We start from the raw sequence: 13,617 nt of genomic DNA on the forward strand, positions 1-13,617 counted from the left end.
GGCTGAGCGTCGCGCCAATGGCGCATCACATCTCAGGGCTCTCAAGCCAAGTGTCACTGCGGCGCAGCGCATGGGAGACCTGTTGCAGATGTTCAGCCATTGCGCTGCGTGCGGCCTCTGCGGAGCCTGCACAAATAGCATTTGCGATGGCGCTGTGCAGGGTCGAAAACTCGGCAATTTCCTCAAGGCCGAGCGCCTCGCGGCGAGTGCGTTTCCAATCCGCTGCCTGACGTAGGGTGCGAATTTCCTCAAATAGGGATAGAAACACCGGGTTTCCTGCCATTTGGGCGATCTTGTAGTGAAAGATGTCGTCAGCGCGCTCGTAGCTTTCGAGATCGGGTGCCATAAGGCTGTCTTCCATCAGGTGAAGAAGGCGGGATTTGTCCTCGGTGCTGCCACGGGTTGCGGCATGGGCGGCCAGTGCTGGTTCCAGATCCAGCCGCACCTCCATCAGATCACGGGGCGAAACCCGCCGGGCAAGCGCGCTCAGCCGTTCAGCCCCCTGCACCGGGGGCGGTTGCAGAAAGGTGCCCTGACCGTGACGGCGGAAAATCAACCCCTCTTTGGCCAGTGCGTCCAATACACCGCGCAGTTGTGTGCGCGAAATGGCCAGCTTTTCCGCCAGTACGCGTTCCGGGGGCAAGCGGCCATCTGTGGAAAAATCCCCCTGAAGAATAGCCGCACGCAAGTCAGTCTGAGCGAGCGTGGCGGGCTTCAGAGCCACCCTGCCTGCTCCGCCAGATCCGCAAACATGCGGATAGAGGTTGCCATGAGGAACAGCCCAAACGACAGCTTCAAAGCGCGGCGCGGGATTGAATGGGCCAGTTTCACCCCCACGCGGGCGAAGGTTGTCGACAGGGGAATGATGACGGCCGCCAGCAGCAGGTTCACATAGCCCAGCGACAGCGGTGGCAACCCTTCAGCACCAAAGCCGGTTGCCATGTAGATAATCGCGCCGGGCAGGCCGATGATGAACCCTATGGCGGCAGACGTGCCCACGGCTTTGCGGATGTCATAGCCGAGAAAGCTCAGCGTTGGCACGCAGACAGAGCCGCCGCCAATGCCCATCATCGCGGACACCGCACCAGCAAAGACCCCAAGCGCAGCCCAGACGGGTTTGGAAAACGAGCGCGGTTCAGGGGATTCCTTGGGTTTGCGCAGGATCAGATCCAGTGCCACCGCCATTGCGATTGTGGCAAAGACGACCAGCAAGACATTGCCCGAGACCAGCCCCCCCAAGACGCCGCCGATGACCACACCACCGAGAATGGAAGGGGCCCAGAGCTTTAGGAGCGCCATGTCGATCGCTCCTTTTTTGTAGTGGCCATACCCCGACGACAGCGCCGTGAACACGATGGTTGCAAGCGAGGTGCCCACGGCCACTTGCATCGTCAAAGCCGGGTCCATACCCGTAAGGCCAAGTGCAAAATAGAGGGCGGGAACGATAACAATACCGCCACCGACACCGAGTAGCCCCGCAAGGATGCCGCCGGCGATGCCCGCACCCGCAGCAACGCCCATCAAGGGCAAGAGTGTTTCCAATTCCAGCATGTCGATCCTGCCCGCTTTTACATTCCCGACCTTGGGGAACCAATTTAAGATTGGTTTACGCGCTGCATAAATTGTTCGTCAACCCCAGCGCTTACCGTGTGAGGGAATAGGGCGGTCTTGCGTTAGGATCGCCTCAGTTTGGTGCTGCAAAACCTGCGTGTGTGTCGAGGAGATACTGTGCGATCAGAGGTTTGGCCGCAGCGCCAAGGGCCGAGGCATTTGCGCCAATCTGGCCTTCTTCTACCTGAGGCAGAATTAAACCACGCGAATCCAATGTGGGGAGTTCACGCCGGATGCGTTCAACGAGGCGGCTGCGGACGGGTGCAGGCATGGCACCATCGATCACCACGGCCTGAAAATCGATGATCGCGCAGGTTGTCAAAGCAGCCCGCGCCAGTGCGCAGGCGGTTTCTTCCAGCCATTGATCGACAAGGGAGGCGAAGGGGCTCCAGTCCTGTGGCTGCTGCCAAAGTGCGCTGGAGTCGATATCGGCTTCGTTGAGCTGCCGTTCGAGTTCGCGGATAGAGGCGCTATCGAGCAAGCGACAAATGCGACCATCGGCCCGTTGGGAGGGCAGGGGGCCAAGTGCACCGGCGTTGCCCATGCCGCCCTCATAGACGGAGTGGTTCAGCACCACGCCGCCGCCAATGAAGGAGGCGATGAAAAAATACACGCTGTCGCGCCACCGACGGCTGCTGCCGAACATATGTTCGGCACGGCACGCCGCAGTGGCATCATTGATCACAAAGACTTTGAGCGAACTAAACCGGGCGATCTCGGTTGCGGGATCAAGGGCGCGCCATGCGGTGAGGCTGGCCTTGGGGGCTCCGATTTGCTCGTGCCAGCGCCAGAGGTCAAACGGCGTAGCCACACCGATACCACAGATGCGCGCACGTTGTTTTGCGCTCAGGTCAGCGCTGATCGCGTCGATGCTGGATTTGATAAAATCAAATACTTCTGTGGGCTGAGGATAGGGGTAGCGGAGCCGCCGTTCAGCACGCACACCACCGCAAAAATCCGTAAGCATCAGATCTGTGCTGCGCCGGCCAATCTTTATTCCAAAGGAGAACAGCCCTTCTGGGTTGATGCTCATTGGGACCGAAGGTTTGCCCACGCGGCCCTTCTGGCTTTCTCCCCTTTGGACCAGACCATCCTGTTCAAGCTTGCGCAAAATGACCGAAACCGTCTGCGACGACAGCCCGGTGCGGCGTGCCATCTCGCTCCCCGGTAGCGCACCGTCCTGATGCAGCAACGATAGCAACAACCGCTCATTATAAGCGCGCAATTCACTTTGGCTTGCGCCGGTGGTGTGAGGACGTGGATCTGTCATGCCCGGTCTATGCGCTCCTCCCTTATCTGAGGCAAGAGCTTGCGCGCGCCGAGTTAATAAATCAACTTTATTTATTTATTGACAGAAACGTGGAATCACGGTTTTCATGCAGTCAGTCACATCGAGGGCCCCGGCGAAGAAGAGGGCTAAGCGATGCATATACACAGAGTAAGATTGTTGTTTCTGGGAGGAGACCATGAAGAAACTTTTGCTGACCACGATTGCTGGTGCGGCCCTGTTGGCGGGTGCTGCACAGGCCGATGAGAAGGTGACCGCCTGCTTGATCACCAAGACGGACACCAATCCTTTCTTTGTTAAAATGAAAGAAGGGGCGACCGCCAAGGCGGAGGAGCTGGGCATGGAGCTCAAGTCCTTTGCAGGTAAAATTGACGGTGATCATGAAACCCAGGTGGCTGCGATTGAAACCTGCATCGCTGATGGCGCTAAGGGTATTTTGCTGACGGCATCGGATACCTCGTCGATTGTTCCGGCTGTTGAACAGGCCCGTGATGCCGGTCTAGTGGTGATTGCGCTCGACACGCCGCTCAGCCCGATCGATGCCGCTGATGCAACCTTTGCGACCGATAACTTCCTTGCAGGTGAGTTGATCGGTCAGTGGGCGGCGGCCTCGCTTGGCGATGAGGCGGCAAACGCAAAGATCGCGATGCTCGACCTCGGCGTCAGCCAGCCGACAGTGGGTGTATTGCGCGATCAGGGCTTCCTTCAGGGCTTTGGCATTGATCTGGGCGACCCTAACAAATGGGGTGACGAGACCGATCCGCGTATCGTTGGTAACGATGTGACCGCAGGCAACGAAGAGGGGGGTCGCAAGGCGATGGAGAACCTTCTCGCCAAAGATCCAATGATCAATGTGGTCTACACCATCAACGAACCTGCGGCGGCAGGCGCTTATGAGGCGTTGAAATCCATCGGTCGTGAAAACGACGTGCTGATCGTCTCTGTCGATGGCGGCTGCCCCGGTGTGCAGAACGTCAAGGACGGTGTGATCGGTGCGACCTCGCAGCAGTATCCGCTGATGATGGCCTCGCTCGGCGTTGAGGCGATCAAGAAATGGGCCGATGAGGGCGTGAAACCCGAACCGACCCCTGGCAAGGCCTTCTTTGATACAGGCGTCGCATTGGTGACTGACAAGCCAGTCGAGGGTGTCGAAAGCATCGATACCACTGAGGGCACCAACCTCTGCTGGGGCTGATCTGAACAGGGTGGGGCCTATCTGGTCCCACCCCTTTGGCGCAGGCCGTTTGGTGAAGTGCGCTTTCGATCCAGAGAATGTCATGTTTGAAACAGGGCGGCGCGCATTCGTCGCCCTTTCATCCCAAAATATAAGAATAACAAAGACCAACCCCGCCACAGCGGGTGATTTGGAGGAGTATCATGTCTACCCCGCAGAGCTATGAAGCCGCGGTTGCCGGAAGCCCGGACAAGGTGGCCGAATTCGACCATGGCCCGCAGAGTTTCATTCAGAAATTTCAGCACGCATTGCATGTAACGCCTTCGCTGGTGCCATTGATCGTGCTGGTCATGTCTATTGTGATCTTTGGGCTGCTTTTGGGATCGAAGTTCTTTTCCCCCTTCGCGATGACCCTGATCCTGCAGCAAGTGGGCATTGTCGGTATTGTCGCCTGTGCGCAGTCTCTGGTGATCCTCACTGCGGGGATCGACCTGTCGGTCGGTGCAATTATGGTGCTCTCATCGGTGGTGATGGGGCAATTCACCTTCCGTTATGGTGTGCCGCCGGTCATGGGCGTGGCGTTTGGGCTGCTCTGCGGGTTGCTCTGTGGCTATATCAACGGCTGGCTTGTGGCCAAGATGAAGCTGCCCCCCTTTATTGTGACTCTTGGCATGTGGCAGATCGTGCTTGCGTCAAACTTCCTCTATTCCGCGAATGAAACCATCCGTAGTCAGGAGATTGCGGAAAAGGCTGCGTTCCTGCAGTTCTTTGGTGAGAAATTCAAAGTGGGCGGTGCGGTCTTTACTTACGGGGTCATCTTCATGATCGCGCTGGTTTTGATCCTCGCTTATGTGCTGCGTCACACGGCTTGGGGGCGGCACGTTTATGCGGTCGGTGATGACAAGGAGGCGGCGGAGCTGTCGGGTGTCAACACAGACAAGGTATTGATCTCTGTTTACATGCTTTCGGGGCTGATCTGCGCCTTTGCGGGATGGGCTTTGATTGGTCGTATCGGGTCGGTTTCGCCTACGTCCGGCCAGCTTGCGAATATTGAATCCATTACTGCCGTGGTGATCGGGGGGATCTCGCTCTTTGGCGGGCGGGGCTCGGTCTTGGGAACCTTCTTTGGCGCGCTCATCGTCGGTGTCTTCACCCTTGGTTTGCGTCTGCTCGGGGCGGATGCGCAATGGACCTATCTCCTCATCGGCGTGCTCATCATCGCCGCCGTGGCTGTGGACCAGTGGATCAGAAAGGTGTCAGTCTAATGGAACCCATTCTCAGAGGCCGCAATCTGGTCAAACGCTATGGCAAGGTGACCGCGCTCGATCACTGTGATTTTGAGTTAATGCCGGGAGAGATCCTTGCGGTGATTGGCGACAACGGCGCGGGAAAGTCGACCCTGATCAAGGCGCTCTCGGGCGCGGTGATCCCGGACGACGGCACTGTGGAACTGGATGGCAAGCCGGTGAACTTCCATTCGCCCATTGATGCGCGCGAGGCGGGGATCGAGACGGTTTACCAGACGTTGGCCATGTCGCCTGCGCTGTCGATTGCTGACAATATGTTCATGGGGCGTGAATTGCGCAAACCCGGCTGGCGCGGCCAATTCCTGCGCCAGTTGGATCGCAGCCGTATGGAAGAAGTCGCCCGCGAAAAGCTCAATGAGTTGGGGTTGATGACGATCCAGAACATCAATCAGGCGGTGGAAACGCTCTCTGGTGGTCAGCGTCAGGGCGTGGCGGTGGCGCGCGCGGCGGCTTTTGGCTCAAAAGTCATCATCCTTGATGAGCCGACAGCAGCCCTTGGAGTTAAAGAAAGCCGCCGGGTGCTTGAGCTTATTCAGGACGTGAGATCGCGAGGCATTCCGATCATTCTGATCAGCCACAACATGCCGCATGTGTTTGAGGTGGCCGACCGCATTCATGTGCATCGTCTGGGCAAGCGGCTCTGCGTGATCGACCCCAAACAGCATGAAATGTCGGATGCGGTGGCATATATGACCGGTGCAAAGGAGCCCGATCCGGAGTTGTCTGCCGCATGACCATCGATGCGCTGTGCCAAAGCGTGATTGAGAAGCTCGACACCGCGCATCAGGGGCGTCAGGTGGTGGCCCTGTCTGGCGCGCCGGGCAGTGGGAAATCAACGCTGTCAGCCCCTTTGGCCAAAGCGCTGACAGCGCGCGGATTGAAGGCCGAGGTGGTGCCGATGGATGGGTTTCATCTGGACAATCGCCTGCTTCAGACACGCGGGTTGCTGGCGCGTAAAGGAGCGCCGGAGACCTTTGATCTGCATGGATTTATGCGTTTGTGTCAGGCGCTGAAACAGGCGGATCATGTGATCTATCCTGCGTTTGACCGTGAACGCGACATTGCCATTGCGGGCGCCGCAGAGGTGGGGCCGGACTGCCGTGTCGCAGTCATTGAGGGCAATTATTTGCTCTTTGATGCGCCCGGTTGGCGCGATGTGGCAGCACTTTGGGATGTGTCGATCCGACTTGAAGTTCCCAGCCAAGAACTGGAAGCGCGGCTGATACAGCGCTGGCTGGATCATGGTCTGGATCACGCGGCAGCCGTTGCGCGTGCGCATGGCAATGATCTGGCAAATGCGCGCGCCATTGATGCTGCCAGACTGCCCGCAGATCTGATCTGGCGCGCAGCATCCGCCTTGGAAACATAAAGGAGACCGGGGCATGAAACGCTCTGAGGTGAATGAAATTTTGGATCAAAGCTGGTCTTTTATCAAAAGCCATGGGGTGCATCTGCCCCCCTTTGCGCATTGGTCCCCGGATCAGATGCGCGCGGTTGAGGCGGCTGATATCCGGGCACGCGGCTTGGGGTGGGATATTACCGACTATGGGCAGGGGCGTTTTGATGAACTCGGCCTGTTTCTGTTCACTGCGCGCAATGGCAGCCACGAGGATCTGAGCGCCGGGCGCGGGATGCTCTATGCGGAAAAGATCATGATTTCGCGCAAGGACCAGCTGTCGCCGATGCATCGCCATAACATCAAGGCCGAGGACATCATCAACAGGGGGGGCGGCACGCTGGTGATTGAATTGTTCGCACCCGATAAAGATGGCGGTATTGACCGGGTCTCACCGGTGACTGTGCCCACCGATGGGATTGCGCGCACCTTGCCTGCGGGGGGGAAGCTGATGCTAGAGCCCGGCGAGAGTGTGACATTGATGCCCGGAATTTGGCATGCGTTTTGGGCGGAGGGCAGTGATTGCCTGATTGGCGAGGTCTCTACCGTGAATGATGACCGCACCGATAATGTGTTTGAGATGAAGATCGGACGTTTCAGCCAAATCAACGAGGATGCAGAGCCTACGCATCTGTTGGTGTCTGATTATTAAGCGGAGCGCCGGGTCAAAGCCCCGGCGCACAGTTTTGTCTGACGAGGGGCGCTGCCCCTCGTGCGCCCCGAGGTATTTTTAAAAGGTGAAACTGGGAGTGGGTTTAGTCCGGCTGTGTGGGGGCTGATCTTTTGGGGAGTGCGTTCAAAAACGCCTCCACCTCGCGCAGGTTTCGCAGGATGTAGATGTATTTCTCCGCCGGAGCATTGTCGATCAGGCGCTGAATTGCACGGCGCGAACTGTGGCGCGTGCGCCAGATAAAGCGATAAAATTCCAGACTGAATTGTTCGGGGCAGCCGTCGGGCATGTCGGGACGCGACCGACCCCAATAGATCAGCGAACGTCTGACGACGCGCCACAAGCGCAGGGCGAGGGGCACGTCGAGCCAGATGATGGTATCGGCGCGCGACAGCCGGTCGGGCCAGGTTGCCGAGTGGCCGCCCTCAAAAATCCATGCCGGGCGCGCGTGGACTTCAAGGCACAGGCGGGTTTTCTCATCACGGGGGCGCTCTACCCAACCCGCAGACCAGTGGATTTTGTCGATGTGAAACACAGGTAAGCCGCTGCGCTGACCGAGCTTTTGCGCAAGGGTTGATTTGCCCGAGCCGGGTTGTCCGAGGATCATCACGCGCTGCATCTGGGCCTCCTTTTACGCAAGAGGGCCGAGATACTCTTTTTCCCGTATGACGTGCAAGACGCTTTCATTGCTGTCGAGGCGTGAGAGGGTCAGGCCGGTGGAAAGGCCTGCTGGAGTGTACTGTATCGGGGTGACCAACCTGTTGCCTGCATCAAGCGCGCGGAGGAGAGTCTTTGATCCAACATTGGCCCTTCGGCCCAGTGCCCCTCGCGGGCGAGGACGGCCATGCGCGGCAGGCAGGTTTGACGGCCATCGTGATGGTGAGAACGGGAGAGCGTAGCGGCAATCTCGCCGATCGTGACGCCAGTTTGGGACACGGCATTGAAATGGCCCGTGAGATCTGGTCGCTCTGCCAGAAGGCGATAGGCAACAGCGAGGTCAGTGCGGTGGATCAGTGGCCAGCGAATGTCGCGGCTGCCCCAAATCTCAACCGGGCGATTGGCTTTGATATCTGCAAGCATACCGTCAAAGACGCCGCCTTCTTCGTGATACACCATCGCAGGATGTAGCGTGGCGGTTACGAGGGCAGGCGCATTCATCAGCAAATGGGCATGATCGAGCATCGCACTAAAAGCCGGAAGCGGCGCGAAGCCATCGTCTTCTGTCGCGATGCGGCCCTGAGTGTCACCATAGAGCCAGCACCCGCCGGTATAGACAGCACGCAAAGGCGTAGAACGGTGGTCGGCGGCGGAGAGAATCGTGTCGACCACGGTGCGATCCGCCGAAACCATCTCATCATCGAATGTAATCGCGGCGTGGATCACGACGTCCTGATCTTTCAGGGCCTCCGACCATTCCTCAGGCTGGCGCATATCACCGCGTTGAACCGTGGCCCCTTGGTCTGACACAGCTTTGGCGGCGGTATCAGATCGGCAAAGTGCTGTGACGTGATGTCCCGCGCTCAGGAGTTCGCGCAGGACCGCCGTGCCAATCGAACCTGTGGCACCAAGAAGGAAAATTCGCATGTGTCGTCTCCGGTAGAAGCTGTGGAGACGGTTTTCGGATCTCAACTATGGTTGAGGGCAAGCGAATTTTTTGGGGTTGCGCCTAGGCGTCTGGCAAGCCCGCAATTTTTGGCGCCGCTGCAATGCCATCGACCCATGCGGCACGATCCGACCAGCAGATCCCGGCGGTGATTGGCACATCGGGGGCGGTGTCGAGGCATCCGGCAGGGATCACGATGTGGTCAGTGCCCACATGGGGCATCGGGCTTGCACAGGTGGCGCAAAAACTACGGTGGTGGCGGCTGCCGTCATGTTGATAGTGACGCAGTTCTGTTTTGCCTTGTGTCCAGCGGACCGACGCGCCCGGAGCAAAGAGGTTTGCCGCATGGGCTGAGCCTGTTCCCTTGCGACAGCGTGAGCAGTGGCAGAGAAAGAAGGCTGCAACATTGCCCGCGATCTCAAACGCAATCGTGCCGCAGAGACAGCTTCCGGTGTAAGTCTGTGTCATGAGGTCTCCTTTGGCGGGCGCGCTCGTACGGTGTCGCGCCGTTGTGCTTGGGTCAAGCCTCAGTCGGGCGGTGTGGGGCGCAAAAAGAACCGGCGCGGCAGAGAGGCTGCCGCGCCGGTTTGTGTATTCCTTCAAGCGCAGGCCTTAGCGCGAGAGCTGGCTGGCCTCACGGGCAAGCTCTTCGATGGCTTTCCAGTCGCCTGCCTCGACCAATTTGGAGGGGGCGACCCAGCTGCCACCTGCGCAGACCACATTCGAGAGGCTCAGATAGCTGTCGGCATTTGTTGGGCTGACGCCTCCGGTGGGGCAGAAGGAGATTTGCGGCAAAGGCGCGCCAATGGCCTTGAGCGCGGGAGCACCGCCAGAGGCCTCAGCGGGGAAGAACTTCAGCATGTCATAGCCCAGTTCCAACAGCGCCATGGCTTCGGATGCGGTGGCAGCACCCGGCAGCATCGGCAGATCGGCGGCCAATGCGGCGTCCAGCAACAGCGGCGTGGAGCCGGGGGAGACACCGAATTTAGCGCCCGCTGCAACGGCGGCGGTGACATCAGCGGGGGTGACCAGCGTCCCGGCACCGACAACGCCGCCTTCGACCTGCGCCATTTCGCGGATCACATCGAGGGCTGCGGGGGTGCGCAGGGTGACTTCCAGTGCGGGCAGGCCACCTGCCACCAGCGCCTCGGCCAGGGGACGGGCGTGGGCGACATCGTGGACGACCAGAACCGGAACAATGGGGGCCAGCGCGCAAATCTCGCGCGCCTGTTTGCTGGCGTCTTGCGGGGTAAGGGCCATGGGATCAGACTCCAAATACGGTTGCGCCGGTATCGGCGGAGGTCACGGAATTGCGGAACAGGGCGAAGAGTTCGCGCCCGGTGCCGTGCTGATAAGACGACAGATCGGCGGTGGCGGCGGGGCGGTCGAGCACGCCTTCGGTCAGCACCTGCAGATCGCCGCTCAGCGCATCCACCCGCACCACATCGCCATCCTGCAGTTTGGCGATCGCGCCGCCGTCCAGAGCTTCGGGCACCACATGGATCGCCGAAGGTACCTTGCCCGAAGCACCGGACATGCGTCCATCGGTGACAAGCGCCACTTTCTGCCCGCGCCCCTGCATGATCGACAGGAAAGGCGTCATGGAGTGCAGCTCCGGCATGCCATTGGCCTTGGGGCCTTGGAAGCGGACCACGATAACCACGTCACCCTTGTCGAGTTCGCCTGCCTTGAAGGCGGCCTTGGCCTCGTCCTGATCGTGGAAAACCCGTACCGGAGCTTCGACCACCCGGTGTTCCTCGGCCACGGCGGAGATCTTCATCACCCCGGTCCCGAGGTTGCCGGTGAGGCGGGCAAGGCCGCCGGTTTTTTGGAACGGATCAGAGGCAGGGCGTACGATCTTGTCGTTGAGCGTTTCCGAGGTGCCCTTGCGCCATGTCAGCGCGCCTGCATCAAGGAAGGGCTCCATCAGGTAGGAGCCAAGACCCTCGCCGGTCACGGTTTTGGTGTCGGGGTGCAGGTAACCCGCGTCCAGTAGCTGGCCGATCATATAGCCCAGACCGCCTGCGGCGTGGAAGTGGTTCACATCCGCCAGCCCGTTGGGGTAGACTCGTGCAATCAGTGGCACCACGTCAGAGATTTCGGAGAAATCCTGCCAGTCGAGGATGATCCCGCCGGCGCGTGCCATGGCGATCAGGTGGATCAGCAGGTTGGTGGAGCCGCCGGTGGCCATCAGCCCGACCATACCGTTCACGAACGCCTTTTCATCAAGGATATCGCAGGTCGGCGTGTAGTCATTGCCAAGCGCCGAAAGGGACAGCGCGCGCTTTGCGCCTTCTTTGGTCAGCGCGTCGCGCAGCTCGGTGCCGGGATTGACGAAGGAGGAGCCGGGCAGGTGCAGACCCATGAACTCCATCAGCATCTGGTTGGTGTTGGCGGTGCCATAAAACGTACAGGTGCCGGGGCCATGGTAAGCGGCCATTTCGGCCTTCAACAACTCATCCCGACCGATCTCGCCCTTGGCAAACTTCTGGCGGATCTGCGCTTTTTCGTCATTCGAGAGGCCAGACGTCATCGGTCCGGCAGGCAGGAACACTGCAGGCAGATGGCCAAAGGCCTGCGCGCCGATTACCAAGCCGGGGACGATTTTGTCGCAGACGCCGAGGAAGACAGCGGCGTCAAATACATTGTGCGACAGCGCGATGCCTACGGACATGGCGATGCTGTCGCGCGAAAACAGCGACAGCTCCATGCCTGCTTCGCCCTGCGTGACGCCATCGCACATGGCCGGAACGCCGCCTGCCACTTGCGCGGTGCCGCCCGCCTCGCGCACGGCTTCGCGGATCAGCATCGGATAGGTCTCAAACGGCTGATGTGCCGAGAGCATGTCGTTATAGGCGGTGACGATCCCGAGATGGCCGCCGGTGCCGGTGGCGAGTGTTTCCTGATCCGGGCCGGTGGCTGCATAAGCATGGGCCTGACCGGAGCAGCTCAGATGCGCGCGTGCGGGGCCTTTGGAGGCGGCGGCGCGCATCCGGGCAAGATAGGCCTCGCGCGTGGGGCGGCTGCGTTCGATAATACGGTCGGTGACGGCGGCGAGTGTGGCATGGAGCGACATTGGCGTGCCTCCTTTTCAGATCTTACAACAGGGTCAGGCGCCGATGGCGCGCCAGCGGCGACCGTCACGGTGCAGCAGCAAAAGCGCGTCTTCGGGGCCGGAGCCGCCCTGATCATAGGGTTGCGGCGTGCGGGTCGAATTATCCCAAGCGTTGATGATGGGATCGGCCCAGGTCCAGGCGGCCTCGACCTCGTCACCACGCATGAACAGGGTCTGGTTGCCGCGGATCACATCCATGATCAGGCGCTCGTATGCGTCCTGCGGGCGACCGGCCTCGGGCAGACTGTCGGCAAAGGTCATGTCCAGATCGGCAGAGGTCAGGCGCATACCGCCGGGGCCGGGGTCCTTGATGGTGGTCTTGAGCGTGATGCCCTCGTCCGGTTGCAGGCGAATAACCAGCATATTGCCATCAATGGCGTTGTCCTCTCCAAAGATATTATGCGGCGGCTTGCGGAAGTAGACGGCGATTTCCGACACCCGCTCGCGCAGGCATTTGCCGGTGCGCAGATAAAACGGTGTGCCCGCCCATCGCCAGTTCGCGACCTCGACCTTCATCGCAACAAAGCTCTCGGTGCGCGAATGCGGGTCACCTGCGTGATCGAGATAGCCATCTCCTCCCGCCTTGGCGCGATACTGGCCGCGCACGATGTCATCCGCCGGAACTGGCTCAAGGCTTTCGATGACCTTGAGTTTCTCATTGCGCACGGCATTGGGCTCAAAGGTCGAGGGCGGCTCCATCGCGGTGAGACACAAAAGCTGCATCAGGTGGTTTTGCACCATATCCCGCATCGCGCCGGATTTGTCGTAGTATTCACCACGACCCGCCACAGAGATGCTCTCGGAGACGGTGATCTGCACGTGGTCGATGTGATGCGAGTTCCACTGCGGCTCAAAGAGGGAGTTGGCAAAGCGCAGCGCCATCAGGTTTTGCACCGTTTCTTTGCCAAGGTAGTGGTCAATCCGGTAAATCTGGCTTTCTTCGAAATGCTCGCGCAGGGCTGCGTTCAGCGCCTGAGCCGAGGCCAGATCGTGACCAAAGGGTTTTTCCACCACGATGCGGCTTAGGTCGTCCGCGATGCCCGTGGATTTGAGCCGCCCGGCAATGTCACCAAAGAGCGAAGGCGCAACCGAGAGGTAAAACGCCCGCACCACGCCATTGCGCAGTTTGCTGCCGAGGTCGGACCAGCCGCCATCGCCCTTGGCATCGACGGAGGCATAGTCCAGCAGCGCCAAAAACCGCTCTACATCGGGCTCCGCATCGGCGGGGATGTCGCCGAATTCCTTCAGCGCATCGCCCACGAGGGTCTGGAACTCGCCCTGATCCATCTTGGAGCGTGACGCCCCAATGATGCGGCTGGTGTCGTCGAACTGGCCGATCTGGAACCGGTGGAACAGGCTCGGCAGGATCTTGCGCCGTGCAAGGTCGCCGGTGGCGCCGAACAAGACGAAGTCGAAACTGTCTACGGGGATGACGCGGGATACCATAAGTGTC

At 59.9% G+C, this 13,617-nt stretch carries 14 protein-coding genes; 5 read left to right on the top strand and 9 right to left on the bottom strand.

What is annotated here, in order from left to right; all coding sequences use genetic code 11:
- Positions 1 to 25: 25 nt before the first annotated feature.
- The 3 genes from QNI81_RS01615 to QNI81_RS01625 all read right to left on the bottom strand — a co-directional run bounded on the left by QNI81_RS01615 (position 26) and on the right by QNI81_RS01625 (position 2,881).
- Positions 26 to 724, bottom strand: coding sequence for a FadR/GntR family transcriptional regulator (locus QNI81_RS01615; RefSeq protein WP_005626869.1), 699 nt, complete (start codon positions 722 to 724; stop codon positions 26 to 28).
- Positions 715 to 1,551: a sulfite exporter TauE/SafE family protein gene (locus QNI81_RS01620; RefSeq protein WP_065329541.1), complete on the bottom strand. Its 837-nt coding sequence runs from the start codon at positions 1,549 to 1,551 to the stop codon at positions 715 to 717. Before QNI81_RS01620 ends, QNI81_RS01615 begins: the two co-directional genes overlap by 10 nt.
- Positions 1,552 to 1,684: 133 nt before the next feature.
- Entirely contained in the window at positions 1,685 to 2,881 is a 1,197-nt protein-coding gene (locus QNI81_RS01625) for an ROK family transcriptional regulator (protein ID WP_283967145.1), read from the bottom strand.
- Positions 2,882 to 3,077: 196 nt separating this feature from the next.
- Between QNI81_RS01625 and QNI81_RS01630 the strand changes: the two genes are divergently transcribed.
- The 5 genes from QNI81_RS01630 (at position 3,078) to QNI81_RS01650 (ending at position 7,428) form a co-directional block, all read left to right on the top strand.
- Entirely contained in the window at positions 3,078 to 4,094 is a 1,017-nt protein-coding gene (locus tag QNI81_RS01630) for a sugar ABC transporter substrate-binding protein (RefSeq protein WP_065321627.1), read from the top strand.
- A gap of 182 nt (positions 4,095 to 4,276) precedes the next feature.
- Positions 4,277 to 5,338: an ABC transporter permease gene (locus tag QNI81_RS01635; protein ID WP_065324847.1), complete on the top strand. Its 1,062-nt coding sequence runs from the start codon at positions 4,277 to 4,279 to the stop codon at positions 5,336 to 5,338.
- Complete coding sequence (locus QNI81_RS01640; protein WP_283967146.1) at positions 5,338 to 6,114, top strand: ATP-binding cassette domain-containing protein; 777 nt, start codon at positions 5,338 to 5,340, stop codon at positions 6,112 to 6,114. Before QNI81_RS01635 ends, QNI81_RS01640 begins: the two co-directional genes overlap by 1 nt.
- On the top strand, positions 6,111 to 6,749 hold the full coding sequence (locus tag QNI81_RS01645) for a nucleoside triphosphate hydrolase (protein ID WP_283967147.1): 639 nt from the start codon (positions 6,111 to 6,113) through the stop codon (positions 6,747 to 6,749). Before QNI81_RS01640 ends, QNI81_RS01645 begins: the two co-directional genes overlap by 4 nt.
- Positions 6,750 to 6,762: 13 nt before the next feature.
- A complete protein-coding gene (locus QNI81_RS01650; RefSeq protein WP_065321631.1) occupies positions 6,763 to 7,428 on the top strand; it encodes a D-lyxose/D-mannose family sugar isomerase in 666 nt (221 codons plus the stop codon).
- Between the two features lie 103 nt (positions 7,429 to 7,531).
- On the opposite strand, the gene QNI81_RS01655 is transcribed toward QNI81_RS01650, so the two are convergent.
- The 6 genes from QNI81_RS01655 to zwf form a co-directional block, all read right to left on the bottom strand.
- Complete coding sequence (locus QNI81_RS01655; RefSeq protein ID WP_283967148.1) at positions 7,532 to 8,065, bottom strand: P-loop NTPase family protein; 534 nt, start codon at positions 8,063 to 8,065, stop codon at positions 7,532 to 7,534.
- An 89-nt stretch (positions 8,066 to 8,154) separates the two neighbouring features.
- On the bottom strand, positions 8,155 to 9,030 hold the full coding sequence (locus tag QNI81_RS01660) for an NAD-dependent epimerase/dehydratase family protein (RefSeq protein ID WP_283967149.1): 876 nt from the start codon (positions 9,028 to 9,030) through the stop codon (positions 8,155 to 8,157).
- 82 nt (positions 9,031 to 9,112) lie between these two features.
- Positions 9,113 to 9,517, bottom strand: coding sequence for a GFA family protein (locus tag QNI81_RS01665; protein WP_283967150.1), 405 nt, complete (start codon positions 9,515 to 9,517; stop codon positions 9,113 to 9,115).
- A gap of 144 nt (positions 9,518 to 9,661) precedes the next feature.
- The gene (gene eda / locus QNI81_RS01670; RefSeq protein WP_065321679.1) at positions 9,662 to 10,309 is read right to left on the bottom strand and encodes a bifunctional 4-hydroxy-2-oxoglutarate aldolase/2-dehydro-3-deoxy-phosphogluconate aldolase; all 648 of its coding nucleotides are present in this window, start codon (positions 10,307 to 10,309) and stop codon (positions 9,662 to 9,664) included.
- Between the two features lie 4 nt (positions 10,310 to 10,313).
- Entirely contained in the window at positions 10,314 to 12,125 is a 1,812-nt protein-coding gene (gene edd, locus QNI81_RS01675; protein ID WP_283967151.1) for a phosphogluconate dehydratase, read from the bottom strand.
- 33 nt (positions 12,126 to 12,158) lie between these two features.
- The gene (gene zwf, locus QNI81_RS01680) at positions 12,159 to 13,610 is read right to left on the bottom strand and encodes a glucose-6-phosphate dehydrogenase (protein WP_065324840.1); all 1,452 of its coding nucleotides are present in this window, start codon (positions 13,608 to 13,610) and stop codon (positions 12,159 to 12,161) included.
- Positions 13,611 to 13,617: the final 7 nt, after the last annotated feature.

The organism is Tritonibacter sp. AK171 (assembly GCF_030127025.1).
In the GTDB taxonomy this organism is placed as follows: domain Bacteria; phylum Pseudomonadota; class Alphaproteobacteria; order Rhodobacterales; family Rhodobacteraceae; genus Epibacterium; species Epibacterium mobile.

What these genes read in the sequence shown, in the direction of transcription:
- QNI81_RS01645 (WP_283967147.1), top strand. Translation starts at nt 6,111, where the DNA reads ATGACCATCGATGCGCTGTGCCAAAGCGTGATTGAGAAGCTCGACACC.
- eda (WP_065321679.1), bottom strand. Translation starts at nt 10,309, where the DNA reads ATGGCCCTTACCCCGCAAGACGCCAGCAAACAGGCGCGCGAGATTTGC.
- QNI81_RS01635 (WP_065324847.1), top strand. Translation starts at nt 4,277, where the DNA reads ATGTCTACCCCGCAGAGCTATGAAGCCGCGGTTGCCGGAAGCCCGGAC.
- edd (WP_283967151.1), bottom strand. Translation starts at nt 12,125, where the DNA reads ATGTCGCTCCATGCCACACTCGCCGCCGTCACCGACCGTATTATCGAA.
- zwf (WP_065324840.1), bottom strand. Translation starts at nt 13,610, where the DNA reads ATGGTATCCCGCGTCATCCCCGTAGACAGTTTCGACTTCGTCTTGTTC.
- QNI81_RS01630 (WP_065321627.1), top strand. Translation starts at nt 3,078, where the DNA reads ATGAAGAAACTTTTGCTGACCACGATTGCTGGTGCGGCCCTGTTGGCG.
- QNI81_RS01625 (WP_283967145.1), bottom strand. Translation starts at nt 2,881, where the DNA reads ATGACAGATCCACGTCCTCACACCACCGGCGCAAGCCAAAGTGAATTG.
- QNI81_RS01620 (WP_065329541.1), bottom strand. Translation starts at nt 1,551, where the DNA reads ATGCTGGAATTGGAAACACTCTTGCCCTTGATGGGCGTTGCTGCGGGT.
- QNI81_RS01660 (WP_283967149.1), bottom strand. Translation starts at nt 9,030, where the DNA reads ATGCGAATTTTCCTTCTTGGTGCCACAGGTTCGATTGGCACGGCGGTC.
- QNI81_RS01650 (WP_065321631.1), top strand. Translation starts at nt 6,763, where the DNA reads ATGAAACGCTCTGAGGTGAATGAAATTTTGGATCAAAGCTGGTCTTTT.
- QNI81_RS01640 (WP_283967146.1), top strand. Translation starts at nt 5,338, where the DNA reads ATGGAACCCATTCTCAGAGGCCGCAATCTGGTCAAACGCTATGGCAAG.
- QNI81_RS01655 (WP_283967148.1), bottom strand. Translation starts at nt 8,065, where the DNA reads ATGCAGCGCGTGATGATCCTCGGACAACCCGGCTCGGGCAAATCAACC.
- QNI81_RS01665 (WP_283967150.1), bottom strand. Translation starts at nt 9,517, where the DNA reads ATGACACAGACTTACACCGGAAGCTGTCTCTGCGGCACGATTGCGTTT.